Raw genomic sequence first — 26,543 nt, 5'->3', positions numbered from 1 at the left:
GTATGGTCGGGCCTGATGCCCGAGAAACCAACGCCCCCGCACCCGGACCGCTCGACGGTCCGCGTCCTGCTCCGTCTCTGGCCGTACGTGCGGCCCGTACGGGGCCGGTTGTTCACCGCCGCCTTCGTCGCGATCGTCGCCTCCTGTCTGTCGCTGGTGATCCCCCTCGTCCTCAAGTGGCTGGTGGACGGCCCCGTCGCGGACCGGGACCCCGGGGGCGTGTGGCTCGGAGCCCTGTACCTCCTCCTCCTGGGAATCGCCGAGGCCGTCCTGTTCGGCTACCGCCGCTGGCTGGTGGCCCGCCCGCTGTCCTCCGTGGAGGCCCGGATGCGCGCGGACCTGTTCGCCAGGCTCCAGCGCCTCCCGATCGCCTTCCACGACCGCTGGGCGTCCGGACAGCTGCTCTCGCGCGGCACCACGGACCTGATGCTGGTCCGGATGTTCCTGGCCTTCCCGCTGACGTTCCTCCTGGTCAACGGCGTGACGATCCTCGCCGGTTATGTCCTCCTGCTCGCCCAGGACTGGTCCCTCGGCCTGGTGCTGCTCACCCCCGTCATCCCGCTCGTGATCGTCTCCAACCTGTTCGAGCGGCGGTACGGACGCGCGGCGCGCACCGCGCAGGACCAGGTCGGCGACCTGACGACGGTCGTCGAGGAGAGCGTCCTCGGCATCCGGATCGTGAAGGGCTTCGGCCGGCACCGCAGCCAGGCGAGGGCGTTCCACGAACTCGCCGGACGACTGCGCGGCACGGAACTGGCCAAGGCACGTCTCCTCGCCCTGATCTGGGCGGTCATCACCACCCTGCCGGAACTGGCCATCGGCGCCGCCCTCGTGCTCGGCACGGTCCAGGTCGCCGACGGCGGCCTGTCGGCGGGCACCCTCGTCGCGTTCCTGTCGACGGCCCTCGCCCTGCGCTGGCCGGTCGAGTCGATCGGCTTCCTGCTGGCGATGACCCAGGAGGCGGCGACGGCGACGGAACGCTACTTCGAGGTGATGGACGCGGAGGAGGAGCCGGAGACACCCCGCGGCACTGCCGCCTGGGCCGCCCGGGACGGGGTCCGCTTCGAGAACGTCACCTTCCGCTACCCCGACGCCCCCGATGGAACGGCCCCCGTCCTGGACGGCGTCGACCTGCACATCCGCCCGGGCGAGACCCTGGCCCTGGTCGGCGGCACGGGGTCCGGCAAGACGACGCTCACCGCCCTCGTGCCGCGGCTGCACGAGACGACGGCGGGCCGCATCCTCCTCGACGGCGAGGACATCGCCCTCATGGAGCGGCAGAAGCTCCGCTCCCTCGTCTCCATGGCCTTCGAGGAGCCCACGCTGTTCTCGGCGAGCGTCGGCGACAACGTGCTCATGGGCGCGGAAGGAGCCGGAGACCCGGAACTCCGGCGCGCCCTCGGCGTCGCCCAGGCCGACGGCTTCGTCGACCGGCTCCCGGACGGCACGGCGACCCAGGTCGGCGAGCAGGGCCTCAGCCTGTCGGGCGGCCAGCGCCAGCGCCTCGCCCTGGCCCGCGCGGTCGTCGGCAGGCCCCGCTTCCTGGTCCTGGACGACCCGCTCTCGGCACTCGACGTCCACACGGAGGCCCGGGTCGAGGCGGCCCTGCGCGAGGTCCTCAGGGACACGACGGCCCTGGTCGTGGCGCACCGCCCGTCGACGGTGATGCTCGCCGACCGGGTCGCGCTGCTCTCCGAGGGCCGGATCACGGCCGTGGGCACCCATCAGGAACTGCTGCGCACCAGCACCGAGTACGCCTGGCTGATGTCCGGCGAAGGGACCGAGAACCGATGACGGACACTCCGGCCGACCCCTTCGACCGCGACGACCTCCCGGCCCCCCGGGGAGCGACGGGCGCCCTGCTCCGCTCCCTGCTGGCCGGCCACCGCGCCCGCCTCGTGGTCGCGGCCCTGGTCCTCCTCGTCCGGGAGGCGGCGCTCCAGGCGGGCCCGCTGCTCGTCGCGTACGCCATCGACCGGGGGGTCCCGGCCTTCCGGGCGGGGGACCACGGCCCGGTGATCGCCGTGGCGCTCGGCTACCTCCTCTGCGCGAGCCTCTCGGGCGTCCTGCAGTACGCGTTCGTGCGCGGCGCGGCGCGGATCAACCAGGACGTTCTCCTGGACCTGCGCGGCCGCATCTTCCGGCACGCCCAGCTGCTCAGCGTCGACTTCCACGAGCGGTACACCTCGGGCCGTCTGATCTCCCGCTCGACCACGGACGTGGAGTCCCTGCGGGAGCTGCTCCAGGAGGGCCTGCAGGAACTGATCGGGGTGGCCCTCTCCTTCCTCTCCATCGCGGCGATCCTCCTCTGGCTCGACTGGGGCGTCGGCGCGGTGGCGGTGGCGAGCTTCCTGCCCCTGTACCTCCTCGTGCGCCTCTACCAGCGGCGCGCGGGCAGGGTCTACGCGGAACGCTCCACGGCGATCGCGGGCGTGATCGTGAAGTTCGCGGAGACGATGAACGGCATCCGCCCGGTCCGGGCGTTCCGCCGCGAGCGGGCCAACGACGCGGAGTTCGAGACCCTCAACCACCGCCACGAGCGCAGCAACGGCGACGCCCTCCTGGAGATGGCGCGCTACGTGGTGGGCTCCCGGCTCGTGGCGAACACGGCGGTGGCCGGCATGTGCCTGTGGGGCGCCTACCGGGTGGCGACGGGCACCCTCGCACTCGGCGTCCTGGCGGCGGCGGTGCTCTACATGCGCCGTCTGTACGACCCGATCGACCGCCTCGGCATGTTCCTGAACTCGTACGAGTCGGCGGCGGCGTCCCTCACCAAGATCGCCGGCCTCCTGGCCCAGGAACCGGGGGTCCCGGAGACGAGGACTCCGAAGGAGCTCCCGCCCGGCGGGGCCGGCCGGGAGATCACGTTCACCGGCGTCGGGTTCGCCTACCGCACGGGGGGCGAGGTGCTCCCCGCCTTCGACCTGACGATCCCCGCGGGCCAGACGGTGGCCGTGGTCGGTGCGACGGGCGCGGGCAAGTCGACCCTGGCGAAACTCCTGGCGCGCTTCTACGACCCCACCGAGGGTCAGGTGCGGCTGGACGGCGTGGACCTCCGGGACCTCGCGACGCCCGACCTCCGCCGCAACGTGGTGATGGTCACCCAGGAGGCGTTCCTCTTCTCGGGCACGGTCGCGGACAACATCGCGATCGGCCGCCCGGACGCGACCCGGGCGGAGATCGAGAACGCGGCGAAGGCGATCGGGGCGCACGACTTCATCACCACGCTCCCGGACGGCTACGACACGGACGTCCGCAAGCGCGGCGGCCGGATCTCCGCCGGTCAGCGCCAGCTGGTGGCGTTCGCCCGCGCCCTCCTCGCGGACCCGGCGGTCCTGATCCTGGACGAGGCCACGAGCTCCCTCGACGTCCCGGGCGAGCGGGCGGTGCAGCGGGCGATGGACACGGTCCTGGAGGGCCGTACGGCGGTGGTGATCGCCCACCGCCTGTCCACGGTCGAGGTGGCGGACCGGGTCCTGGTGATGGAGGCGGGCCGGATCGTCGAGGACGGCCGCCCGTCCGCCCTGGTGCAGGGCGAGGGCCACTACGCGGGCCTGCACCAGGCGTGGCGGGAGAGCCTGGTGGGCTGAGGGAGGGGCCCCTCAGCCCCTCAGCCCCTCAGCCCCTCCGCCGCAGCCACAGCGCCGACACCGCCGCGGCCGACAGCATGAGCAGGGCGGCCCCCAGGGCCGCCCCGCCCATGGCGTCGACGAAGGCGCTCCGGGCGGCGTCGACGACCTCGGGCCCGAACCCCAGCGCGCCTCCCAGCGTCTCCCGGGCGACGGCGGGTGCCGAGGAGGGCATGGCCCCGGTGTAGACGGCGGCGCCCACGGCTCCCAGGAGGGCCATCCCGAGGGCCCCGCCCAGCTCGGAGCCGGATTCGAGGACGGCGGCGGCGGCGCCGGCCCGCTCGGGCGGCGCGGCGCCGAGGGCGAGTTCGTTGGCGAGGGTCATCGCGGAGACGAGCCCGGAGGCGTAGACGGCACTGGCCACCAGGACGGCCCAGAACGGCGTGCCGCGTTCGACCGAGGCGAGCCAGGCGAACCCTCCGGCCGCCAGGAGGAACCCGCCGGCCATGACGAACGCCCGGTCGGTGCGCTGGGCGAGCACCGCGGCGACGGGAGCGGCGACCATGACGCCACCGGCGGGGACGAGGCTCCACAGGGCGGCTTCGAGCGGGCTCTGCCCGAGCACGGACTGCAGGTACTGGGTGAGGAAGACGGCGAACCCGACGGTGGCGACCATGGCGAGCAGGTTCGCCAGCAGGGACCCGCCGTACGCGGGGTTCCGCAGGAGCCGCAGGTCGACCATGGGCTCGGGGAGCCGGGCCTGCCGGCGCACGAAGACGACGGCGAGCAGCAGCCCCACGACCACGGCGAGGACGGGCACGGCGTCCCACCCGTCCTTGGCGAGTTCCTTGATCCCGTAGATCAGGGGCAGCAGCGCGCCGAGGGAGAGCCCGGCGCTGAGCACGTCGAACCGCCCGTGCGCGGCTCCCCCCTTGGACTCCCCGAGGAGCAACGGCGCGAGGACGAGCAGCAGCACCATCGCGGGCAGGTTGACGAGGAACACCGATCCCCACCAGAAGTGTTCGAGCAGGGCCCCGCTGACGACGGGTCCGAGGGAGATGCCGGCCGCCATGACGGTGGTCCACAGGGTGACGGCCTTGGCGCGCTGGGCCGGGTCCTGGAAGAGGGTGCGGATCAGGGCGAGGGTGGACGGCATGAGGCAGGCCCCGGCGACGCCGAGGAGCGCGCGGGCCCCGATGAGGACGCCGGGGCTGTGGGCGTAGGCGGCGCCGAGGGACGCGGCGCCGAAGAGGGCGGCGCCGAGGAGCAGGAGTCTGCGGCGCCCGACGCGGTCGCCGAGGGCGCCCATGGTGACGAGGAGTCCGGCGAGGACGAAGCCGTACGTGTCGAGGATCCACAGCTGCTGGATCGCGCCGGGCCGGAGGTCGGCGGCGATGGAGGGGATCGCGAAGTAGAGGACGGAGACGTCCATGGAGACGAGGAGCAGGGGCAGCATGAGGACGCCGAGGGCGGTCCATTCGCGCCGGCCGGCACGGGCGGGTCCTGCGGCCGTCGAGGGGCCTGCGGTGAGTGTCATGCGCTGAGCGAAGCAACGCGGAGGCGTACAGCGCCACGAACGCCCTAGTGCACCGCACCCACCTTCCTCGATTTCCCGAGAAAGCCCAGTTCAAGCCGCGTATACACCGCCCAGGTGCACTAGTACACTCCCCCTCCGTGACGCCGGAGCCGCCCTACCTGACCATCGCCGCCGCGATCCGACGCCGGATCCGGTCCGGGGAGCTGGCCCCGGGCGACCCGGTGCCGTCGACGCGGGCGGTCACGCGCGAGTGGGGCGTGGCGATGGCCACCGCGACGAAGGCGCTCGCGGTGCTGCGCCGGGAGGGCCTGGTCCGGGTGGAGCCGGGCGTGGGCACGCTGGTCGCGGCCCGGAGCGGGGACACGCGGCCGGAACCCCTCACCCGCCGGAGGGTCGTCCGCGCGGCGCTGGAGCTGGCGGACGCGGAGGGCCTGAACGCCCTGACGATGCGCCGGCTCGCGACGGTGCTGGACACCTCGGCGATGGCGCTCTACCGGCATGTGCCGGGCAAGGGCGAGCTGGTGCGGCTGATGGCGGACGAGGCGTGCGGGGAGGTCCCGCTGGGTCCGGTGCCGGCGCACTGGCGGCCGGGTCTGGAGCGGGCGGCCCGCTGGCTGCGCGAGGTGTACGCGCGGCACCGCTGGATGGCGCAGGCGATGGCGTCGTTCACGCGCCCGGTGGCCTCGCCGAACGCGATGGCGTACACGGAGTGGGTGCTCGCGGTGCTGCGGGGGACGCCCATGACGTCGTCGCAGAAGCTGCACACGCATCTGACGCTGTTCGCCTTCGTCCAGGGGCTGGCGCTCGCGGACGACCTGGAGGAGCAGGCGCGGCTCGACACGGGCCTCTCGGGCGACGAGTGGATGGAACAGAACGAGCCACGCTTCGACGCGGCGCAGTCGGGTCGCCCGTACCCCCTCCTCGACGAGGTCACCCGTGACGGAGGCTTCGAGCTGAGCCTGGAGACGCTCTTCGAATTCGGGCTCCAGCGAACGTTGGACGGCATCGCCGCCATGATCGACGAAACGTCCGGTTAACGAACACGGTCATGCGAGCACCGGACGATTTCCGGCCAACTTCCTGACGCGGTCCTGACAGGTCCCCGTCATTCCTGTCACTCTCTCCCCGGTTCTTCGCACCACAGTTCACCGCGTCACCCGGACGAGTTCGGCGTCACAAGTAGGCCCCCGAACCCGTTCGGCGTTGCTCCACAGCTCTCCTTGCACCGCCCGGACGGACTCACCCAAGCCCGCCGGTACCCCCCTCGCATAAGGAGTCTGCGTGAGATCCACGCCCAGCCGTCGCGCCACCGCGACCGGCGCTCTGATCGCCGCCGCTGCCATGCTCACCCTCGGTGTGCAGGCCGGCAGCGCCTCGGCCGACATCGACACCTTCGCGGCCGCCCCCAAGGCGCTGTCCGCCGGCAAGGCCAACCCGGGCAAGCTCCCGGCCGACCTCTCCCCCGCCCAGCGCGCCGCGCTGATCAAGGCGGCGGACGCGGACAAGGCCGCCACGGCCAAGTCCCTCGGGCTCGGCGCCCAGGAGAAGCTGGTCGTCCGCGACGTCGTCCAGGACCGCGACGGCACGACCCACACGCGCTACGAGCGCACCTACGCCGGACTGCCCGTCCTCGGCGGTGACCTGATCGTCGCCGAGTCGAAGGCCGGCGCCACCACCGGCGTCCTCAAGGCGAACCGCGCCGAGCTGAAGAACGTCGACCTCGCCGCCGACGTCGCCCCGGCCGCCGCCGAGAAGCAGGCCCTGGGCCGCGCCGTCGCGGAGGGCTCGAAGAAGGCCGCCGCCGACCGCGCCCCGCGCAAGGTCGTCTGGATGGCCCAGGGCGCCCCCGTCCTCGCGTACGAGACCGTCGTCGGCGGCCTCCAGCACGACGGCACCCCGAACGAGCTGCACGTCGTCACCGACGCGAAGAGCGGCGCGAAGCTCTACGAGTGGCAGGCCGTCGAGAACGGCATCGGCAACACGCAGTACAGCGGCCAGGTGACCCTCGGCACCGCGCCCTCGTACACGCTGACCGACACCGGCCGCGGCAACCACAAGACGTACAACCTCAACGGTGGTTCGTCCGGCACCGGCACGCTGTTCACCAACAGCACGGACACGTGGGGCAACGGCCTGCCCTCCAACAAGGAGACGGCCGGCGCGGACGCGCACTACGGTGCCGCCCTCACCTGGGACTACTACAAGAACGTGCACGGCCGCTCCGGCATCCGCGGTGACGGCGTCGGCGCGTACTCCCGGGTCCACTACGGCAACGCCTACGTCAACGCGTTCTGGCAGGACAGCTGCTTCTGCATGACGTACGGCGACGGCTCGGGCAACAGCAAGCCGCTCACGTCCATCGACGTGGCCGCGCACGAGATGACGCACGGCGTCACCGCCGCGACCGCCAACCTGACCTACAGCGGCGAGTCCGGCGGCCTCAACGAGGCCACCTCGGACATCTTCGCCGCGGCGGTCGAGTTCTACGCCAACAACGCCAACGACAAGGGCGACTACCTCGTCGGCGAGAAGATCGACATCAACGGCGACGGCAGCCCGCTGCGCTACATGGACAAGCCGAGCAAGGACGGCGCGTCCAAGGACTCGTGGTACTCGGGCATCGGCTCCATCGACGTCCACTACTCCTCGGGCCCGGCGAACCACTTCTTCTACCTGCTCTCCGAGGGCAGCGGCGCCAAGGTCGTCAACGGCGTGAGCTACAACTCGCCGACCTCCGACGGCCTGCCGGTCACCGGCATAGGCATCGACAAGGCCCGCCTGATCTGGTTCAAGGCGCTCACCACCAAGTGGAACTCCTCCACCAACTACGCCGGCGCCCGCACCGGCACCGTCGCGGCGGCCACCGAGCTGTACGGCGCGGGCAGCGCCGAGGTCGCGGCCGTCGAGAACGCCTGGGCCGCGATCAACGTCGGCTCCCGCCCCGGCGGCCCCGGCGGCGGCACGGTGTTCACCAACGACGCCGACGTCTCCATCCCGGACAACGGCGCCGCGGTCACCTCGTCGCTGACGGTCTCCGGCGTCACGGGCAACGCGCCCTCGACGCTCAAGGTCGGCGTGGACATCGTCCACACCTACATCGGTGACCTGGTCGTCGACCTCATCGCCCCCGACGGCTCCGTCTACAGCCTGAGCAACCGGGCCGGCGGCAGCGCGGACAACATCAACCAGACCTACACCGTGAACGCCTCCTCCGAGGTCGCCAACGGCGTCTGGAAGCTCCGCGTCCAGGACAAGGCGTCGATCGACACCGGCTACATCAACAGCTTCAAGCTGACCTTCCCGTAAGGCCGGAACGAAGCAACGGGCGCCCGGAGGGAACCTTCCCTCCGGGCGCCCGCGCTTCTGCATACCCTGGACCGCATGATCAGGGTCCTGCTTGCCGACGACGAGACGATGATCAGGGCCGGGGTGCGGGCCATCCTCACCACCGACCCCGGGATCGAGGTGGTGGCCGAGGCCGGCGACGGCCACGAGGCCGTGGAACTCGCCCGCGAACACCGCCCCGACGTGGTCCTCCTCGACATCCGGATGCCCCGGCTCGACGGGCTCGGCGCCGCCGAGGAGCTGCGCGCGGCCGTGCCCGGCACGGCCGTCGTCATGCTCACCACCTTCTCGGAGGACGCCTCCATCGCGCGGGCGCTGGGCAGCGGCGTGAGCGGCTTCCTCCTCAAGTCCGGGGACCCGCGGGAGCTGATCGCCGGGGTCCGGGCGGTGGCCGGGGGCGGCGCCGCGCTGTCCCCCACGGTCGCGCGACGGGTCCTCGACACCCTCGGCGGCGAGCGGTTCACCCGCGCGGCGGAGGCACGGTCCCGCCTGGAGCCCCTCACGGGCCGGGAGCGGGAGGTCGTCGCGCTGCTCGGCGCGGGGCTCTCCAACCAGGAGATCGCCGACCGCATGTACGTCGTCGAGGGCACCGTGAAGGCGCACGTGAGCGCGGTCCTCGGCAGGCTGGGCCTGCGCAACCGGGTGCAGCTGGCGGTCCTGGCGTACGAGGCGGGCCTGGTCCCCGATGCCTGAGCGGGTCCGTGAGCGCCTCCTCGACCTGGGGCTCTGGCTGCTGCTCTGCGTACCCGTCCTGCTGAAGTCGGACCCGAACGACGGCGGCAGCTGGGCCGAGGTCGCGATCGGCGTGGTGGTGCTCGGCGGCTGCGTCGCGGTCGCCCGGCGGTGGCCGCCGGTGCCGATCGCGCTCGTGGTCGCGGTCAGCCTCTCCGCCGACCCGGAGCTGTTCACCGCCTCGTACAGCCCGGCGCTGCTCGCCTTCGGCTATCTCGCGGGACGGCGGGAGGAGCGGACCGCGCGGGCGCTGTGGCTGTTCGGTGCGGTCGCGGCGGCGGGGCTGCTCCTGACGGCGGTCACGAACGCGTCCCTCGGCCAGTGGTTCACGCTGCTGCTCACGCTGGCCCTCGGGGTCGTCGCGCCCTGGCTGATCGGCCGCTACATGCGGCAGTACGACCGGCTGGTGCGCAGCGGCTGGGAGCTGGCCGACCGGATGGAGCGGGAGCAGGCCGCGGTCGCCGACCGGGAGCGGCTGCGGGAGCGGTCCAGGATCGCGGGCGACATGCACGACTCCCTCGGCCACGACCTGGCCCTGATCGCGGTCCGCGCGGGCGCCCTGGAGGTCGATCCGGCGCTGGGCCCCGCGCAGCAGCACGCCGCGGGCGAGCTGCGGCGCGCGGCGGCGGAGGCGACGGCCCGGCTGCGGGACATCATCGGGGTGCTGCGGGAGGACGACGCGGGGCCGCCGACGACGCCGCCCGGGGAGACCGTGGAGGAGCTGACGGCGCGGGCGCGGGCGTCGGGCCTCGACGTCACGCTCTCCCCGGTGCCGGTGCCGACGCTCCCGGGCATGTCGGGCCTGGCCCTGCACCGGGTCGTCCAGGAGGGCCTGACGAACGCGGCGAAGCACGCGCCGGGCGCGGCGGTCTCGGTCGCGGTCGACCAGGACCCCGAGGACGTACGGGTCCGGGTGGTGAGCGGCCCCGGCACGGGCGGCGCGCCGGGGCCCTCCGGCGGCAGCGGTCTGGTCGGGCTCGACGAGCGGGTGCGGCTGGCGGGCGGTGCGCTGGAGCACCGGGTCACCGGGGACGGCGGGTTCCTCCTGGAGGCCGTCCTGCCGAAGGACCCCCCGGCGCCGCTGCCGGCCGCGCCGACCTCGGCGAGGGCGCTGGACCGGGCCCGCCGGGAGGTCCGCAAGGGCCTCGCGCGCGCGATCTGGATCCCGCTCGCGCTCCTCGTCGGGCTCGGGGCGCTGATGGCGGGGGTCGCGCTCTGGACCCAGCACCAGTCGTACCTGGAGCCGGAGGACTACGCCCGGCTGCGGATCGGGCAGTCGCTCACGGAGATCGCCGGGACCACCGACGACTGGCCCGACCGCCCGCTGGACGGCCCGCCGCAGCGCGCACCGGCGCAGCCGCCCGGCATGGACGAGTGCCGGTACTACCGGTCCGAGATGCTGGCCGAGATCCCGGTGTACCGGCTGTGCTTCGTCGACGGGCACCTCGCCGGCAAGGCCGAGGTGCCGTAGCTCAGGGCGTCACCTCAGCAGCACCCCCGCCCCCTCGCCCGTCGTCGCCGACGGCAGCGCCGCGAGGCCGAGTTCGGCCGGGTGGGCGAGCAGCGGGTGGGCGGGCAGCACGCGGACGGTGCAGCCGAAGGAGCCGGTCCGGTCGAGCTCCAGGGTGCCCGCGTAGGGCAGCCGTCCCTCCAGGTCGGGGCCGCCCGCCGGTTTGAGGGTGACGGTCCGGGTGGCGGTGAGGGTGTCGTCGGCGTCGACGCGGCCGGTGACGGCCTGCACCTCGACGTCGTCGGGGCCGAGCGCGCCGAGCGCGACCCGGACGCGGACGACGGGCGTGGCGCCCAGCTCGGCGTCCTCCTCGGCGAGGTCGTCGCCCAGCTCCACGTGGTCCACGGCCACCGCGGGCCAGGCCTCCCGGACGCGGGCCTTCCAGCGGGCGAGGTCCCGTGCCCGGTCAGGGCGGAGGGCCCGGTGGGCGGCGGCCGCGGGGACGTACAGCCGCTCGACGTACTCGCGGACCATCCGGTCGGCGAGGACCTTCGGGCCGAGGTCGGCGAGGGTGCGCCGGACCATGGCCGTCCAGCCGGCCGGCACCCCGTCGGGGCCGCGGTCGTAGAAGCGGGGGGCGACCCGGCGCTCGATCAGTTCGTAGAGGGCGGCGGCCTCCAGGTCGTCGCGGCGGTCCTCGTCGGCGGCGGCCGCGCCGTCGGCGGTGGGGATGGCCCAGCCGAAGTCGGGCCGGAACCACTCGTCCCACCAGCCGTCGAGGACGGAGAGGTTGAGGCAGCCGTTGAGGGCGGCCTTCATGCCGCTGGTGCCGCAGGCCTCCAGGGGGCGCAGGGGGTTGTTCAGCCAGACGTCGCAGCCGGGGTAGAGGCCGCGGGCCATCTCCATGCCGTAGTCGGGCAGGAAGACGATGCGGTGGCGGACACGGGCGTCGTCGGCGAACCGGACGAGTTCCTGCACGAGCCGCTTCCCGCCGTCGTCGGCGGGGTGCGCCTTGCCGGCGACGACGAGCTGCACGGGCCGCTCGGGGTGGAGGAGCAGCGCCCGCAGCCGGTCCTTGTCGCGCAGCATCAGGGTGAGCCGCTTGTACGAGGGGACGCGGCGGGCGAAGCCGATGGTGAGGACGTCGGGGTCGAGGACGGTCTCGGTCCAGCCGAGTTCGGCGGCGGCGGCGCCGCGCTGCCGCCAGGAGGCCCGCAGCCGGTCCCGGACGTCGGCGACGAGCCGTTCGCGCAGGGTGCGGCGCAGCTCCCACAGCTCCCGGTCGCTCGCGTCCGGGGAGAGCCGGCCGACCTCGGGGGCGACCCAGGTGGGGGCGTGGACGCCGTTGGTGATGGAGGTGATGGGGACCTCGTCGGCGTCGAAGCCCGGCCAGAGTCCGGCGAACATGGAGCGGCTGACGGCGCCGTGGAGGGTGGAGACGCCGTTGGCGCGCTGGGCGAGGCGCAGGCCCATGGCGGCCATGTTGAAGACGCCGGTCTCGCCGCCGAGCGGGGTCTCGTCGCCGAGGGCGAGGATCCGGTTGAGGTCGACGCCCGGGAGGGCGCCGTCGTCGCCGAGGTGGCGGGCGACGAGGGCGCGGTCGAAGCGGTCGATGCCGGCCGGGACGGGGGTGTGGGTGGTGAAGACGGTCCCGGCGCGGACGGTCTCCAGGGCGCTGTCGAAGTCGAGCCCCTCGCACTGGAGTTCACGGACGCGTTCGAGTCCGAGGAAGCCGGCGTGGCCCTCGTTGGTGTGGAAGACCTCGGGCGCGGGGTGGCCGGTGAGCCGGGTGTAGGTGCGGACGGCGCGGACGCCGCCGATGCCGAGGAGCATCTCCTGGAGGAGCCGGTGCTCGCTGCCGCCGCCGTAGAGCCGGTCGGTGACGGACCGTTCGCCGGGGGCGTTCTCCTCGACGTCGGAGTCGAGCATGAGGAGCGGGACGCGGCCGACCCGGGCGATCCACAGGTGGGCGTGGAGGCTGCGGCCGCCGGGCAGGGCGAGGGTGATCCGGGCGGGGGTGCCGTCGGACTCGCGGAGCAGGGTGACGGGCAGTTCGCCGGGGTCGAGGACGGGGTACTGCTCCTGCTGCCAGCCGTCCCGGCCGAGGGACTGCCGGAAGTAGCCGTGCCGGTAGAGCAGTCCGACGCCGACGAGGGGGACGCCGAGGTCGCTGGCGGACTTGAGGTGGTCGCCGGCGAGGATGCCGAGGCCGCCGGAGTACTGGGGCAGGGCGGCGGCGACGCCGAACTCGGGCGAGAAGTAGGCGACGGCGGCGGGGGCGTCGTTCGCGCACCCCTGGTACCAGCGGGGTTCCCGCAGATAGCGGTCGAGGTCGTCGGCGGCGGCGCGCAGCCGGGTCAGGAACTCCTCGTCGGCGGCGAGGGCGGCGAGCCGCGGCGCTTCGAGGGCGCCGAGGACCCGGACGGGATCGGCGCCGGCCAGGTTCTCGGGGGCGAGGGACGCGAAGAGCGCCCGGGTGGGCTCGTGCCAGGACCAGCGCAGGTTGTGCGCGAGGTCGGCGAGGGGTCGAAGGGTGTCGGGGAGGACGGGACGCACGGTGAATCGACGGATTGCCTTCACGCTGTCCACCTTCGCAGGCGAGTACGGACCGGAGCGGGCGCACCACGCTGTGTGCCACCAAGACCGTAGGGCACGCCCGCCCGGCGGACCACGGGGCGTCAGGGCGAGGGGACGGCGGCCTCGTACGGGGAGCCCCGGTTGACGGTGGCCGGGTCGAAGGCCCCGGTGGCGGCGTACCGGCCGGCGATGGCGGCGAGCTCCTCGGCGGGGATGACCTGGTGGATGTCGGTGAAGCCCTGGGGGGCGCGCGCGTGGGCGAGGTCGATGACGACCTCGGGGCCGAGCTGCCGGTTGGCGCGCTGGAGGGCGGTCATGGCGGGGCGGCGCTCCCGCTCGTAGGCGGCGAGGCCCTCGGCGGGGTCGGGGTGGCGGGCGAGGGCGTGGGCGAGCGCGCGGGCGTCGACGATGGACTGGGTGGCCCCGTTGGAGCCGATGGGGTACATGGCGTGGGCGGCGTCGCCGATGAGGGTGGTGCGGCCGTGGGTCCACCGGTCGAGGGGGTCGCGGTCGACCATCGGGTACTCGTGGGCGGTGTCGGCGGCGCGCAGCACGTCGGGGACGCTGACGCCGTCGAACTCCCAGCCCTCGTAGTACGGGAGGAAGCCCTCGACGGGGACGGCGCGGTTCCAGTCGCCGGGCGGGCCCTCCCCGCAGGCGGGGCGGGGGGTGTCGGCGGGGCGTGCGAGCGCCCAGTTGACGAGGACCTCGCGGCCGGGTCCGGTGGGCCGTCCCATGGGGTAGACGACGGCCTTCTGCCGGTCGTCGCCGGCGATGAACATGAAGGAGCCGACGGCCCGCGCGGGCATCCGGGACACGCCCCGCCACACGAGCATCCCGTTCCACGGGGGGCCGCCCTCGGCCGGGTTCAGCGCGGCGCGGACGGCGGAGCGGACGCCGTCGGCGCCGACGAGGACGTCGGGTTCGAGGGAGGCCCGGCCCTTGACGGCGCCTTCCCGGTGTTCGAGGAGGAGCCGGGGCCGGCCGTCCGGGAGCGGTTCGACGCCGGTGACCTTGACGCCGGTGACGAGGGCGGCGGTCCCGAGCCGGGCGCGGACGGCGCCGGCCAGGACCTGCTGGAGGTGGCCGCGGTGGACGGACAGCTGGGGCCAGCGGTAGCCGGCTGCGAGGCCGCGGGGTTCGCGGGATATCAGGCCGCCGGAGCGGTGGTAGTAGCGCAGTTCGCGGGTGCGCAGGGCGCCGGCCTCCAGGGCGTCGAGCAGGCCGAGGGCGTCGAGCTCGCGGACGGCGTTCGGCATCAGGTTGAGTCCGGCGCCGACGGGGCGGACGGCCGCGGCCGCCTCGACGACCGTCACCCGTTCGAAGCCGGCGGCGTGGAGGGCGAGGGCGGCGGTGAGTCCGGCGATGCCGCCGCCGGCGATCACGATGTGCGGGCTGTGTCCGTAAGGGGGGCCGTACGGGGGGTGGGGGGACATCTCGACTGCTCCTTCGCGCCGGTGGGGCCTGTCTACGCGGCCGGAGGGCCGACGGGAGCCCCGGCGGGACGGCGCTGCGCGGTCGCGCGGCGCACCATGGTCTCGTTCTCCCTGGTCAGGTCCAGGATGGAGCGCAGCAGCGCGACGGGGGCCCCGCCGCTGCCCTCCTCGTACAGGCGGAGGTCGTCGCTGTACGCCTTGCGGGCGATGCCGAGGTGCCGGGCCCGGAAGGTCTTCAGCAGGCGCAGGACGCGGCCGAGGGCCTCCGCCGAGTCGGTGAGCGCGGGCGGCAGCCGGTCGGCGCCCTCCCAGCTGACGGCCGCGGACAGTTTGCCGACGGCGGAGATCCCGCCGCGGTGCCGGGCGTGGAAGGCGCGCCAGGACGGCAGGGCGTACGGGAGGGATTCGGCGAGGAAGGCGTCGTAGGCGGGGTCGGAGCGGTCGCACTGCCACAGGGTCAGGTCGACGAGCCAGAGCGGGACCTGTGCGGCGGCCGGGCCGAGGTAGTCACGGCCGTCGATGTCGATCTCCTCGAAGTACGGGCGGAGGGTGACGGCGAAGTAGGCGGGCGGGACCCGGGCGACGGTGAGGTCGATGGACTCCACCATGGTGCGCACATGGCCGGCGATGCGGTGGAGGGCGGCGGCGAATCCGGGGTCGTACGGTTCGAGGCGGGCGACGCGGGCGCAGTCGTCGAGGGCGGCGACGAGTCCGGGGAAGACCATGCGGACCGCGTCCTGGAGGAGGGCCTCGGTGGGGTGGCCGGTGTAGGTGCGCCGGCGGGGGCCCTTGGGGTTCCAGCTCGTGTAGTGGTGGACGGTGTCCCGGGGGATCATGTCGGTGCGGCGGCCGAGGAGTTCGAGGACGGGCAGCGCCTCGGGGACGGCGGCCAGCGGCTGCACGCCGTGGCGTTTGAGGGAACCGAGGAGGATGCCGAGGTCCCGCATCGCGGCGAGGGCGCCGCCGACGTTCCAGTGCGCGGCGCGGTCGAGGTCGGGGACGAGCGCGCGCAGGGCGACGGTCAGGGCCGCTGCGTCGGCCCGCGCGTTCATCGCGGGCACCGCGGCGAGCAGGGCGTCGGCGCCCAGCGGGTCGGCGGCTCGTATCTCCTCGGTCGTGTGACGCGGGTCGCCGAGCAAGGCGGGCTCCTCTTCATCCGGGGCTGGTCGTGGGCGTCGCGGTGCGGCTCCGGTCAGTACGGATCGGGCACGCGGTCGTCCGGTGCCGCGGCCCGCTCGGGGAGGTGGAGGCGCAGGGAGAGCAGCGCGGCGAGGGCGGCGAGGACGGCGCCGGTGAGCAGGGCGGCGCGGAAGCCGGCGGTCTCGGCGGCGGCCCGGGCGGCGGCACCGGCCCCGGTGGTGTCTCCGGTACGGGTGGTGGCGACGGCGACGAGGACGGCGAGGCCGAGGACGGAGCCGAACTGCTGGCTGGTGTTGACGAGTCCGGAGGCGAGGCCGGTCTCCTCGGGCGTGGCCTCGGCCGTGGCGGCCACGTTGGTGGTGACCATGACGAGGGGCAGGGCGGCGCCGAGGAGGAGGCTGGGGGCGAGGACGGTGCGCGCGAAGCCGCCGTCGGGGGTGAGGGCGAGGGCCAGCCAGAGGGTCCCGGCGCAGAGCAGGACGAAGCCGAGGGTCATGGTCCGGTGCAGTCCGACGCGGAAGATGATCCGGCCGGTCTGCGGGGCGACGGCGACGACGACGAGGGACAGCGGCAGCAGGCCGAGGCCGCCGCCCAGGGGCGCGTACCCGAGGACGCTCTGGAGGTAGAGGCTGACCAGGAAGAACATCGGGAACAGCGTGGTCTGGGCGAGCCCGGCGAGGACGTTGGACAGGCGGAGCGCGGGCCGGCCGAGGACGGCGGGCGGGACGAGCGGTGCGGCGGCCCGGGTCTCGACGGCGGCGAAGGCGAGCAGCAGTGCCAGGCCGGCTCCCGCGGCGCTCAGGGTGCGGGCGGAGAGCCATCCCGCCTCGGCGCCGCCGACGAGGGCGTAGGCGACGAGGCCGAGGCCGGCGGTGGCGGTGAGCGCCCCGGTCAGGTCGAAGCCGCCGCGGAGGGCCGCGCCGGTGCGGGGGGCGAGGACGCGGACTGCGAGGACGGCGAGGACGGCGGCGAGGAGCACGTTCAGCCAGAACGTGGCGCGCCAGCCGAGGAGGTCGGTGAGGACGCCGCCGAGGACCGTGCCGAGGACGCCGCCGAGGCCTCCCATGGCGGCGAAGGCGCCGAGGGCCTTGTGCCGGGCGGGGCCGTCGGGGAAGAGCAGGAGCAGCAGGGCGAAGGCGGCGGCCGCGGCGAGCGCGGCGCCGACGCCCTGGGCGGCGCGGGCCGCGACGAGGGTGTCGGCGCCGGGCGCGAGACCACCGGCGGCGGAGGCGACGGCGAGCAGGCCGAGGCCGCCGAGGAAGACCCGCCGGTGGCCGAGGAGGTCGGCGACGCGTCCGCCGAGGAGGAGCAGTCCGCCGAAGGTGATGAGGTAGGCGTTGGCGACCCAGGAGAGGCCGTCGGCGCCGGTGCCGAGGTCCTCGCCGACGGAGGGCAGCGCGACGTTGACGATCGCGGTGTCCATGATCAGCAGGAGTTGGGTGGAGGCGAGCAGGGCGAGCGCGCCGCGTCGCGGGCCCGGTGGTGGCGGCGCCGTCGTCACCGGTTCGTCCCCAGGCCGTAGCCGTCGAGGCAGGCCTGGGCGAGGCTCTCGCACTCCTCCGCCGAGCCGGCCCAGGTCTGCATGGTCAGGTAGACGTGCGGGGCGCCGTGGTAGAAGCGCTCGTACTGCTCGTGCCGGCCGGCGAACTCCGAACCGAGGGCGTCCCAGACGAGTTTGAGGAGCTTCACGCGGTCCTCCGCGGGGTGGCCGGGGGACGCGAAGTAGCGGCGGACCAGCGGGCCCAGTTCGGGGTGGAGGAGGTCGCGGCCGCTCGCGGGGAGCTGGACGAGGGCGCCGCCGGCGAGGAGCTTGATGTCCTGGACGGCCCGCGGGTAGAGCTCGCCGGCCATGATCCGCTGGGCGAAGGAGATGTCCTGCCCGGGGCGGACGCCGCCGCGCCCGCCGTCGACCTGCTCGTACGAGGCTTCGGCGGCGAGGACGAAGGCCTTGGCCTGGGCGACCATGCCGAGGAGCCGGCCGAGCGCCTGGGTGACGGGCGGCAGCTTCTCGGTGCCGTTCGCGCGGGTGAGGAGGAGCGCGAGGCCGGTGAGGAACTCCAGCTTGGTCCAGAACCGCGTCGCGGCCTGGTGGACGAAGTTCAGGTAGGCGGGGGTCTGCCACCAGATCGCGCCGGTGGTGGCCGGGTCCCGGTAGGTGAGGACCCGTTCCCAGGGGACGAAGACGTCCTCGCAGACGAGCATCGCGTCGTTCTCGTCGTAGCGGGAGGAGAGCGGGTGGTCGAAGACGGAGCGGGCGCGTTCCTCGTAGGAGGTGCGGGAGATCAGCCGGAGGCCGGGGGTGTCGAGGCGCACGGAGAAGGTGACGGCGTGCCCGGTGTCGTCGGCGGCGAGCGGCTCGATGGTGCCGACGAGGAGTTCGTCGGCGAAGACGGCGCCGGTGCCGATGGTCTTGGCGCCGCGGACGACGATCCCTCCGTCGCGTTCCCCGACGACCCTGAGGGCGAGGTCGTCCTCTCCGGGGCCGGACGCCGGGTTGCCGAGGGTGAACGCGACGTGCAGGTCGCCCTCGGCGAGCCGGCGGTGGAAGGCGAGGGCGTGGCCGGCGCCGTCGAAGGTCCCGCCGGTGAAGACGGCGGGCGCGGCGGCGAATCCGGCCGCGCCGGCGGCCATGTAGTCGGGCGTGCGGCCGAGGAAGCCGTAGCTCGCCCGGGCGGTGGTGCGGAAGGCGCGGCGGCGGGCGACGAGGTCCTCGTAGGAGCGGGGCACCGCACCGGCGCGGCGGATCCCGCCCCGGACGAGGACGGGGCGGTGCACGGGGTCGTCGGCGAGGTCGTACAGGCCGGCGAAGGAGGCCGCGGAGGCCCGGAAGGCGGGGTGGGCCGTGACGTCCTTGACCCGCTCCCCGTCGAGCCAGACCTCGCGCCCGTCGCGCAGTCCCTCCAGATACTCCTGCCCGGACCTCGTCACCGGTGTGTCGCCTCTCCTCGGGTGCCACGGCTCTGCCGGTCCCGAGCCTGTCCGGGGCGCCCCGGCCGGACAATGAACGTCCGTCCAGGGGTCCTTAAGATCCGTCCAGGGGCTCCCGAAGATGTCAGGTCGGCCGGATCAGGCGGCTCTGACCTCCCCGGCGCGGTACTCGCCGGGGGTCACCCCGAACCACTTGCGGAAGGCGAGGTGGAAGCCGACGGCGCTGCGGTAGCCGACGCGGGCGGGGAGCGCCGACTGCGGCAGGGAGGTCTCGGTGAGGAGCCGGCCGGCCTCCTGCATGCGGCGGCCGGCGAGGTAGCGGGCCGGGGAGTCGCCGACGAGGTCACGGAAGGCGGCGGTGAACGCCGAGCGGGACATGCCGACCTCGCGGGCGAGGGTGTCGATGGTCCACGGTTCGGCGAAGCGGGTCGCCATCATGATGACGGCGCGGCTGATCCCGGGGTGGCGGAGCAGCGGCAGTGAGGCCGGGTTCCCGGCGAGTTCGCGGAGCAGCGGGCGGAGCGCCAGGACCAGCGCCATCTCGAAGGCGCGGAGGGTGATGAGGCGGTCGCCGGGGCCGACGGGCCGGTCGGGGGCGGCGAGCAGCCGGAGGGTGTCGCGGAGCAGCGGTTCCCGGTCGACCTGGGGGCCGTCGAGGACGAGGGCCCAGGGCAGGGAGGTGTAGAGGCCGGTGGCGGCGCTCGCGTCGTAGTGGAGCCCGGCGCACAGCAGGCGGCTCTCGGGGCCGCTGCCGTCGATGACGATCTCGCCGGAGGTGCCGGGCTGCCGTTCGGGCAGGACGGCCTTGAGCGGGACGCCCTGGCGTTCGGGCCGGTCGGAGAGGCGGTGTGCGGCGCCGGTGGGGAAGACGACGAGGTCGCCGGCGTGCAGTTCGAGGGGTGCCTCGTCGTCGGTGGTGATCCAGCAGTCGCCCTCGACGACGTAGTGGAGGACGGCGCAGCTGCGTTCGGCGTCTCCCTCGATGGCCCAGGGGGCGCGGACGTGCCAGCGGCTGTCGAAGACGCCGGTGAGCCGGAGGGGTTTGAGGAGTTCGCTCAGCAGGTCCTCGTGCTCGCCCTCGCGAGGAGGGTCGAGGGGGTCGTGCTGGTCGTGACGGTCGGTTCCCACGGTTTCCATGGACGATCCTTCAACTTCCGCCCCGGTTTGTTAATTGAACGGCCGAAGCCGCCGCGGCGAGCCTGGAGGGACGCAGACACGGCAGCGGTGACAGCCTATCGAAGGGCCTTGGACACACATGGACAGTGAGATTCCGATGCGGGTGGCGGTCGTGGGCGCGACCGGCTTCCAGGGCGGTGCGGTGGCCCGCCTGCTCGCCGAGCGCCACCACCGGGTGCGGACCCTGACCCGGCGGGCGGAGGCGGACCGGCCGCCGCTGCCGGGGGCCTTCTTCCTCTCCGGGGACCTGGGGGTCCCGGGCGATGTGCGGCGGCTCTTCGCGGGGACCACGCACGCGTTCGTCACGATGCCGCTGGTGTACGACGAGACGCGGGTGGAGGCGTACGCGCGGAACATCGCGGAGGCCGCCCTGGCGACGGGCACGGAACGTCTGGTGTTCAACGCCAACACCCGGCTCCCGCTGGGCCCGACGGACGTCGCGGCCTTCGAGACGCGGCGGCTCGCGGAGCGGGTGCTGCGGGACAGCGGGGTGCCGCTGGTGGTGCTCAGGCCACCGGTGTACCTGGACAACCTGTTCTCGCCGTGGAACGGACCGGACCTGGTCGACGACGGCGTCCTCGCCTATCCGCTGCCGGAGTCCGCGCGGACGGCGTGGCTGTCGCACCGGGGCCTGGCGGAGGCGGCGCTGGCGGCGCTGGCCGGGGAGGGCCTGGAGGGCAGGACCTTCGACATCGGCGGCGACCGCGCCCTGACGGGCCGGGAGCTCGCGGCGGCGTTCGGGCGGGGTCTCGGCCGGGCGGTGCGGTACGAGGAGCTGGATCCGGCCGTCTTCGAGCGGGGCCTGGCGCGGCTGCTCGGCCCGGAGTCGGCGGCCGGGGTCGCGGGGATCTACCACTTCATGGCGAGCGGCGCGGATCCGCTGCTGATGGCCGACGACGACGGGGTGTCCTCGGAGGTCCTGGGCCTGGAACCGGCCCCGGTGGAGGAGTGGGTGGCCCGCCAGCCCTGGCAGGTGTGGGCGACGGAGGCGGAGGAACCGGACGCCTCGCCGCGCGCCTGACGCCACGTGCGCATCGAGCCCCGCCCCACAAAGGCGGGGCTCGATTGTTGTCCGGGTCGGGTGCTTGCCGAGGGGGCTACGCCCGAGTAGTTAACAAAGCGCCGGATTGCCCACCCGAGAACCGTGGGAAGGCTCCTCCGGTACACCCCCGAACCCGTCCCCTCGTGACCCTTGTTCCTCTCTGTTCATCCCTGTGGACCCGCCATCCGAGTGAACGCGGACAGGAGCCGTCATGCCCGCAACCCGCCGGCCGTCGACGGAGCTAGAAAGAGCGCACCACCACCCGCACCCCCGTAACCCGTCAGGTGATGCCGTGAATCCGCTCATGGGACGCATTCCCGTACTGGACGTCCGCCCGCTGGTCGACTGTGGCCGGCGCCCCGCGAAGGCGGTGGCCGGAGAGACCTTCGAGGTGACGGCGACCGTCTTCCGCGAGGGACACGACGCGGTCGCCGCCAATGTCGTGCTGCGCGGCCCCTCCGGCCGCCCCGGCCCCTGGACCCCGATGCGCGAACTGGCCCCGGGCACCGACCGCTGGGGTGCCGAGGTCACCCCGGACGCGGAGGGCCCGTGGACGTACACCGTCGAGGCGTGGAGCGACCCGGTGGCCACCTGGCGGCACGCGGCGAGGATCAAGATCCCGGCCGGGATCGACTCCGAACTGGTCCTCGCCGAGGGCGCCGCGCTGCACGAGCGGGCCGCGAAGGGCGTCCCGAAGAAGGGCGGCGGCCGGGAGGCCGTGCTCGCGGCGGCGGACGCGCTGCGCGACGTGACCCGTCCGGCGGCCGTGCGGCTCGCCGCGGCCCTCGCCCCGCGGGTCGTCGAGGCCCTGGACCGCCACCCGCTGCGCGAACTGCTCTCCGCCTCGCCCGCGTTGCCGCTCCAGGTGGAGCGCGAGCGGGCGCTGTACGGCTCGTGGTACGAGTTCTTCCCGCGCTCGGAGGGCGTGCGGAAGGTGAAGGGCCGCACGGTCCCGGGGAACTTCCGCACCGCGGCCGAACGGCTCCCCGCGATCGCGGCGATGGGCTTCGACGTCGTCTACCTGCCGCCGGTGCATCCGATCGGCGAGACCCACCGCAAGGGGCCGAACAACTCCCTGTCGGCGTCGCCGCAGGACGTCGGCGTGCCGTGGGCGATCGGCTCGCCGGAGGGCGGGCACGACGCGCTCCACCCGGACCTGGGCACCTTCGAGGACTTCGACGCCTTCGTGGCGCGGGCCCGCGAGCTGCGGCTGGAGATCGCCCTGGACTTCGCGCTGCAGTGCTCCCCCGACCACCCGTGGGTGGAGAAGCACCCGGAGTGGTTCCACCACCGGCCGGACGGTTCGATCGCGTACGCGGAGAACCCGCCGAAGAAGTACCAGGACATCTATCCGATCGCGTTCGACGCCGACATGGACGGGATCGTCGCCGAGACCGTGCGGGTGCTGAGGCACTGGATGGACCACGGCATCCGGATCTTCCGCGTGGACAACCCGCACACCAAGCCGGTGGTGTTCTGGGAGCGGGTGATCGGCGAGGTCAACCGGGCGGACCCGGACGTGATCTTCCTGGCGGAGGCGTTCACCCGGCCGGCGATGATGCGGACGCTCGGCGCGATCGGCTTCCAGCAGTCGTACACGTACTTCACCTGGCGCAACACCAAGGAGGAGCTGACGGAGTACCTCACCGAGCTGTCCGGGGAGACCGCCGCGCAGATGCGGCCGAACCTCTTCGTGAACACCCCCGACATCCTGCACGCCTACCTCCAGGAGGGCGGCCGGCCCGCGTTCGAGGCGCGGGCGGTGCTCGCGGCGACGCTGTCGCCTTCCTGGGGCGTGTACGCCGGGTACGAACTGTGCGAGAACACCGCGCTGCGGGACGGCAGCGAGGAGTACCTGGACTCGGAGAAGTACGAACTGAGGCCGAGGGACTGGGAGTCGGCGGAGCGCGCGGGGACGACGATCACCCCGCTGATCACCGCCCTGAACCGGATCAGGCGCCGCAACCCGGCCCTCCGCCGGCTGCGGAACCTGTCCTTCCATGACACCGGCAACCCGCAGGTGATCGCGTACAGCAAGCGCTCGGGTTCGAACACCGTTCTGGTGGTCGTCAACCTCGACCCGCACCACACCCAGGAGGCTTCACTCTCGTTGGACATGCCGGAACTCGGCCTCGACTGGCACGAGACCGTGCCGGTGCGCGACGAGCTCACCGGCGAGACCTATCACTGGGGCAGGAACGCCTACGTGCGCCTGGAACCGGGTGTCACGCCCGCGCACGTGCTCGTCCTGCGACCGTCCCCGCAGACCGGAGGGTCACCCACCTCATGACTGTCAACGAGCCCGTCCCCGACACCTTCGAGGACACCCCCGCCAAGGACCGCGATCCCGACTGGTTCAAGCGGGCCGTGTTCTACGAGGTCCTCGTCCGCTCCTTCCAGGACAGCAACGGCGACGGCGTCGGCGACCTGAAGGGCATCACGTCCAAGCTGGACTACCTCCAGTGGCTGGGCGTCGACTGCCTCTGGCTGCCGCCGTTCTTCAAGTCCCCGCTGCGGGACGGCGGCTACGACGTCGCCGACTACACCTCGGTGCTCCCCGAGTTCGGCGACCTGGCCGACTTCGTGGAGTTCGTCGACGCGGCCCACCAGCGCGGCATGCGCGTGGTCATCGACTTCGTCATGAACCACACCAGCGACCAGCACCCGTGGTTCCAGGAGTCGCGGCGCGACCCGGAGGGACCGTACGGCGACTACTACGTCTGGGCGGACGACGACAAGCAGTACGCGGACGCCCGGATCATCTTCGTCGACACCGAGTCCTCCAACTGGACCTTCGACCCGGTCCGCAAGCAGTACTACTGGCACCGCTTCTTCTCGCACCAGCCCGACCTCAACTACGAGAACCCGGCGGTGCAGGAGGAGATCCTCTCCGCGCTGAAGTTCTGGCTCGACCTGGGCATCGACGGCTTCCGCCTCGACGCGGTGCCGTACCTGTACCAGCAGGAGGGCACCAACTGCGAGAACCTGCCCGCCACCCACGCCTTCCTCAAGCGGGTGCGCAAGGAGATCGACGACCACTATCCGGACACGGTGCTGCTCGCCGAGGCCAACCAGTGGCCCGAGGACGTCGTCGACTACTTCGGGGACTTCCGCTCCGGCGGCGACGAGTGCCACATGGCCTTCCACTTCCCGGTCATGCCGCGCATCTTCATGGCCGTCCGGCGCGAGTCCCGCTACCCGGTCTCCGAGATCCTGGCGAAGACCCCGGAGATCCCCTCCGGCTGCCAGTGGGGCATCTTCCTGCGCAACCACGACGAGCTGACGCTCGAGATGGTCACGGACGAAGAGCGCGACTACATGTACGCCGAGTACGCCAAGGACCCGCGCATGCGGGCCAACATCGGCATCCGCCGGCGGCTCGCCCCGCTCCTCGACAACGACCGCAACCAGATGGAGCTGTTCACCGCGCTGCTCTTCTCGCTGCCCGGCTCGCCGGTGCTCTACTACGGCGACGAGATCGGCATGGGCGACAACATCTGGCTCGGCGACCGCGACGGGGTGCGCACCCCCATGCAGTGGACCCCCGACCGGAACGCGGGCTTCTCCTCCTGCGACCCGGGACGGCTCTATCTGCCGACCATCATGGACCCGGTCCACGGCTACCAGGTGACGAACGTCGAGGCGGGCATGGCGTCCCCCTCCTCGCTCCTCCACTGGACGAAGCGGATGATCGAGATCCGTAAGCAGAACCGGGCCTTCGGGACGGGGACGTACACGGAACTCCCCGCCTCCAACCCGGCGGTGCTCGCCTTCCTCCGGGAGGACGGCGACGACCTGGTCCTCTGCGTGAACAACTTCTCGCGGTTCGCGCAGCCGACCGAGCTCGACCTGCGCCGCTTCGACGGCACCCGGCCCGTGGAGCTGATCGGCGGGGTGCGGTTCCCGGCCATCGGCCAGCTGCCCTACCTCCTGACCCTTGCGGGGCACGGCTTCTACTGGTTCCGTCTCAAGAAGGCCTGAGCGACACCGAGTTCGACATTCGTCCCGGGTGGGCCGGTTTCCCCCGTCCCACCCTGGGCACTGTGAACGACACACGATTCAGGTCCATACGGGTTCACTCGCCCGACCCGTACGGATCTTCCCTTTCCGACACGTCCCGCACATCCGGACAGCCACAGCCGCAATCCGGGACACTCTGCGCATTTGAACGCTTACGAAAGCCACGTGCGCACCCCGGGGAAAGGACGCGATGCCATGCCGGAGACCGCATCCACCACCCGGGCCCCGGACGCCCTCCTTCCGTCCCTCACCCCCCTGCTCCACGAATGGCTGCCACGGCAGCGCTGGTTCGCGGGCAAGGGCCGCCGGGTCACCGGATTCACGCTGGACGCGGCCACCGAGCTGCTGCCCCTGGACGGCGCGGGACCCGGCCTCCTCCATCTGCTCCTACGGGTCGAACAGCCCGGCCGTCCGGCCGGGACGCCCGCCGACTGCTACCAACTGCTCCTGGGCGTGAGGAGCCAGCTCCCGCCCCGCCTCGCCCCCGCCCTCATCGGACGGATCCGGCAGGGGCCGCTCGCCGGACGGGCGGTGTACGAGGGCCTGCGCGACCCGCGCCTCGCGGGGCTCCTGTACGAGCGCCTGCGCGCCCCGGGCCGCACGGGACCGCTGCGGTTCCATGCCACCGCGCCCCTGCCACCGGCCCTGGCGCCCCGCATGCTCGACGCCGAACAGTCCAACTCCTCACTGGTCTTCGGAGATTCGTTCATCCTGAAGATCTTCCGCCGGGTCAGCCCCGGGGCGAACCCCGACCTGGAACTGCCGCTCGCCCTCGCCGGCGCCGGCTGCGCCCGGGTCCCCGCCCCCGTGGCCTGGTTCGAGTCCGGGGCCTCCACCCTCGGCGTCCTCCAGCCCTACCTCCGCGGCTCCCGGGACGGCTGGCGGCTCGCCCTCGACGCGCTGGCCGACGGGCGGGAGTTCACGACCGAGGCGCGGGCCCTCGGCCGCGCGACCGCCGAGGTCCACCTGGCGCTGGCCTCGGCCCTCCCCACGCGGCGCCTGGCCCGCGCGGAGACCGAGCAGCTGGCGGCGGCGATGGACCGACGGCTGCACACGGCCGCCCAGGCCGTACCCGCGCTCCTGCCCCACGTCCCCGGCCTCCGCGCCGTGTTCGCGGCGGCGAGCGGCGGCGCCGAGGTCCAGCGCATCCACGGGGACCTCCACCTCGGGCAGACCCTGCGCGGCTCCGACGGCGCCTGGGCCGTCATCGACTTCGAAGGCGAACCGGCCAAGCCGCTGGACGAGCGGCGCAGCCCGCAGCCCACCGTCCGCGACGTCGCCGGAATGCTGCGCTCCTTCGACTACGCCGCCCGCACGCACCGGCCGTGGAACGCCGCCTGGGCCGCGCGCTGCCGGGCGGCCTACTGCACGGGCTACGCGGAGGCGGCGGGCGTCGACCCACGGGCGGACCCGGCGCTGCTCCGCGCGTACGAGACGGACAAGGCGGTGTACGAGGTCGTGTACGAGGCCCGCCACCGCCCGGACTGGCTCCCGGTCCCGATGTCGGCGATCGAACGCCTGGCCGCGCCGTGACCGTCCCGCCACGCCCGTGGTGGGCATGCGTTCCGCCAGGGGCCGCCCGCCCGCCCGG

At 73.5% G+C, this 26,543-nt stretch carries 17 protein-coding genes; 10 read left to right on the top strand and 7 right to left on the bottom strand.

Annotation, left to right across the window (positions count from 1 at the left end; all coding sequences use genetic code 11):
- The first annotated feature begins 15 nt into the window (after positions 1 to 15).
- Positions 16 to 1,794, top strand: coding sequence for an ABC transporter ATP-binding protein (locus ABTY59_RS26250; RefSeq protein ID WP_352021496.1), 1,779 nt, complete (start codon positions 16 to 18; stop codon positions 1,792 to 1,794).
- On the top strand, positions 1,791 to 3,590 hold the full coding sequence (locus ABTY59_RS26245) for an ABC transporter ATP-binding protein (RefSeq protein WP_352021495.1): 1,800 nt from the start codon (positions 1,791 to 1,793) through the stop codon (positions 3,588 to 3,590). Before ABTY59_RS26250 ends, ABTY59_RS26245 begins: the two co-directional genes overlap by 4 nt.
- A gap of 28 nt (positions 3,591 to 3,618) precedes the next feature.
- Here the strand turns inward: ABTY59_RS26245 and ABTY59_RS26240 are convergent, their stop codons facing one another.
- On the bottom strand, positions 3,619 to 5,106 hold the full coding sequence (locus ABTY59_RS26240) for an MFS transporter (protein ID WP_352021494.1): 1,488 nt from the start codon (positions 5,104 to 5,106) through the stop codon (positions 3,619 to 3,621).
- 137 nt (positions 5,107 to 5,243) lie between these two features.
- Between ABTY59_RS26240 and ABTY59_RS26235 the strand changes: the two genes are divergently transcribed.
- The 4 genes from ABTY59_RS26235 to ABTY59_RS26220 all read left to right on the top strand — a co-directional run bounded on the left by ABTY59_RS26235 (position 5,244) and on the right by ABTY59_RS26220 (position 10,654).
- Positions 5,244 to 6,143: a TetR/AcrR family transcriptional regulator C-terminal domain-containing protein gene (locus ABTY59_RS26235; RefSeq protein WP_352021493.1), complete on the top strand. Its 900-nt coding sequence runs from the start codon at positions 5,244 to 5,246 to the stop codon at positions 6,141 to 6,143.
- Positions 6,144 to 6,387: 244 nt separating this feature from the next.
- Positions 6,388 to 8,412, top strand: a complete 2,025-nt coding sequence (locus ABTY59_RS26230) for a M4 family metallopeptidase (protein ID WP_352021492.1) — start codon at positions 6,388 to 6,390, stop codon at positions 8,410 to 8,412.
- Positions 8,413 to 8,487: 75 nt separating this feature from the next.
- On the top strand, positions 8,488 to 9,144 hold the full coding sequence (locus ABTY59_RS26225; protein WP_352021491.1) for a response regulator: 657 nt from the start codon (positions 8,488 to 8,490) through the stop codon (positions 9,142 to 9,144).
- On the top strand, positions 9,137 to 10,654 hold the full coding sequence (locus ABTY59_RS26220; protein ID WP_352021490.1) for a sensor histidine kinase: 1,518 nt from the start codon (positions 9,137 to 9,139) through the stop codon (positions 10,652 to 10,654). Before ABTY59_RS26225 ends, ABTY59_RS26220 begins: the two co-directional genes overlap by 8 nt.
- A 9-nt stretch (positions 10,655 to 10,663) precedes the next feature.
- Here ABTY59_RS26220 and glgP read toward each other — a convergent pair whose 3' ends face one another.
- From glgP to ABTY59_RS26190, 6 genes are all read right to left on the bottom strand, one after another.
- Positions 10,664 to 13,213: an alpha-glucan family phosphorylase gene (glgP, locus tag ABTY59_RS26215; RefSeq protein ID WP_352021489.1), complete on the bottom strand. Its 2,550-nt coding sequence runs from the start codon at positions 13,211 to 13,213 to the stop codon at positions 10,664 to 10,666.
- A 98-nt stretch (positions 13,214 to 13,311) separates the two neighbouring features.
- On the bottom strand, positions 13,312 to 14,646 hold the full coding sequence (locus tag ABTY59_RS26210; RefSeq protein WP_352021488.1) for an FAD-dependent monooxygenase: 1,335 nt from the start codon (positions 14,644 to 14,646) through the stop codon (positions 13,312 to 13,314).
- Between the two features lie 32 nt (positions 14,647 to 14,678).
- Positions 14,679 to 15,785, bottom strand: a complete 1,107-nt coding sequence (locus ABTY59_RS26205) for a monodechloroaminopyrrolnitrin synthase PrnB family protein (protein WP_352021487.1) — start codon at positions 15,783 to 15,785, stop codon at positions 14,679 to 14,681.
- A gap of 53 nt (positions 15,786 to 15,838) precedes the next feature.
- Positions 15,839 to 17,287, bottom strand: coding sequence for an MFS transporter (locus tag ABTY59_RS26200; protein WP_352021486.1), 1,449 nt, complete (start codon positions 17,285 to 17,287; stop codon positions 15,839 to 15,841).
- A complete protein-coding gene (locus tag ABTY59_RS26195) occupies positions 17,284 to 18,714 on the bottom strand; it encodes a 4-hydroxyphenylacetate 3-hydroxylase family protein (protein WP_352021485.1) in 1,431 nt (476 codons plus the stop codon). Before ABTY59_RS26195 ends, ABTY59_RS26200 begins: the two co-directional genes overlap by 4 nt.
- Positions 18,715 to 18,852: 138 nt before the next feature.
- A complete protein-coding gene (locus tag ABTY59_RS26190) occupies positions 18,853 to 19,851 on the bottom strand; it encodes an AraC family transcriptional regulator (protein ID WP_352021484.1) in 999 nt (332 codons plus the stop codon).
- A 118-nt stretch (positions 19,852 to 19,969) separates the two neighbouring features.
- Here ABTY59_RS26190 and ABTY59_RS26185 point away from each other — a divergent pair, with 118 nt between their 5' ends.
- The 4 genes from ABTY59_RS26185 to ABTY59_RS26170 all read left to right on the top strand — a co-directional run bounded on the left by ABTY59_RS26185 (position 19,970) and on the right by ABTY59_RS26170 (position 26,485).
- On the top strand, positions 19,970 to 20,911 hold the full coding sequence (locus tag ABTY59_RS26185) for an SDR family oxidoreductase (protein WP_352021483.1): 942 nt from the start codon (positions 19,970 to 19,972) through the stop codon (positions 20,909 to 20,911).
- Between the two features lie 325 nt (positions 20,912 to 21,236).
- Entirely contained in the window at positions 21,237 to 23,222 is a 1,986-nt protein-coding gene (locus ABTY59_RS26180; protein ID WP_352021482.1) for an alpha-1,4-glucan--maltose-1-phosphate maltosyltransferase, read from the top strand.
- Positions 23,219 to 24,913 carry a maltose alpha-D-glucosyltransferase gene (gene treS, locus ABTY59_RS26175; RefSeq protein WP_352021481.1) on the top strand — a complete coding sequence of 565 codons (1,695 nt, stop codon included), beginning with the start codon at positions 23,219 to 23,221 and terminating at the stop codon, positions 24,911 to 24,913. The genes ABTY59_RS26180 and treS overlap by 4 nt, the downstream gene beginning before the upstream one ends.
- Positions 24,914 to 25,147: 234 nt before the next feature.
- On the top strand, positions 25,148 to 26,485 hold the full coding sequence (locus ABTY59_RS26170) for a maltokinase N-terminal cap-like domain-containing protein (protein WP_352021480.1): 1,338 nt from the start codon (positions 25,148 to 25,150) through the stop codon (positions 26,483 to 26,485).
- The last annotated feature ends 58 nt before the right edge of the window (positions 26,486 to 26,543 follow it).

This window comes from Streptomyces sp. NPDC096079, from assembly GCF_040303145.1.
Classification (GTDB): Bacteria; Actinomycetota; Actinomycetes; order Streptomycetales; family Streptomycetaceae; genus Streptomyces.
This window is presented reverse-complemented; position numbering and strand designations above follow the sequence as displayed.

Coding starts and splice junctions, on each gene's coding strand:
- ABTY59_RS26240 (WP_352021494.1), bottom strand. CDS start 5,106: ATGACACTCACCGCAGGCCCCTCGACGGCCGCAGGACCCGCCCGTGCC.
- ABTY59_RS26210 (WP_352021488.1), bottom strand. CDS start 14,646: ATGTCCCCCCACCCCCCGTACGGCCCCCCTTACGGACACAGCCCGCAC.
- treS (WP_352021481.1), top strand. CDS start 23,219: ATGACTGTCAACGAGCCCGTCCCCGACACCTTCGAGGACACCCCCGCC.
- ABTY59_RS26225 (WP_352021491.1), top strand. CDS start 8,488: ATGATCAGGGTCCTGCTTGCCGACGACGAGACGATGATCAGGGCCGGG.
- ABTY59_RS26220 (WP_352021490.1), top strand. CDS start 9,137: ATGCCTGAGCGGGTCCGTGAGCGCCTCCTCGACCTGGGGCTCTGGCTG.
- ABTY59_RS26250 (WP_352021496.1), top strand. CDS start 16: ATGCCCGAGAAACCAACGCCCCCGCACCCGGACCGCTCGACGGTCCGC.
- ABTY59_RS26185 (WP_352021483.1), top strand. CDS start 19,970: ATGGACAGTGAGATTCCGATGCGGGTGGCGGTCGTGGGCGCGACCGGC.
- ABTY59_RS26170 (WP_352021480.1), top strand. CDS start 25,148: ATGCCGGAGACCGCATCCACCACCCGGGCCCCGGACGCCCTCCTTCCG.
- ABTY59_RS26180 (WP_352021482.1), top strand. CDS start 21,237: ATGGGACGCATTCCCGTACTGGACGTCCGCCCGCTGGTCGACTGTGGC.
- ABTY59_RS26190 (WP_352021484.1), bottom strand. CDS start 19,851: ATGGAAACCGTGGGAACCGACCGTCACGACCAGCACGACCCCCTCGAC.
- ABTY59_RS26245 (WP_352021495.1), top strand. CDS start 1,791: ATGACGGACACTCCGGCCGACCCCTTCGACCGCGACGACCTCCCGGCC.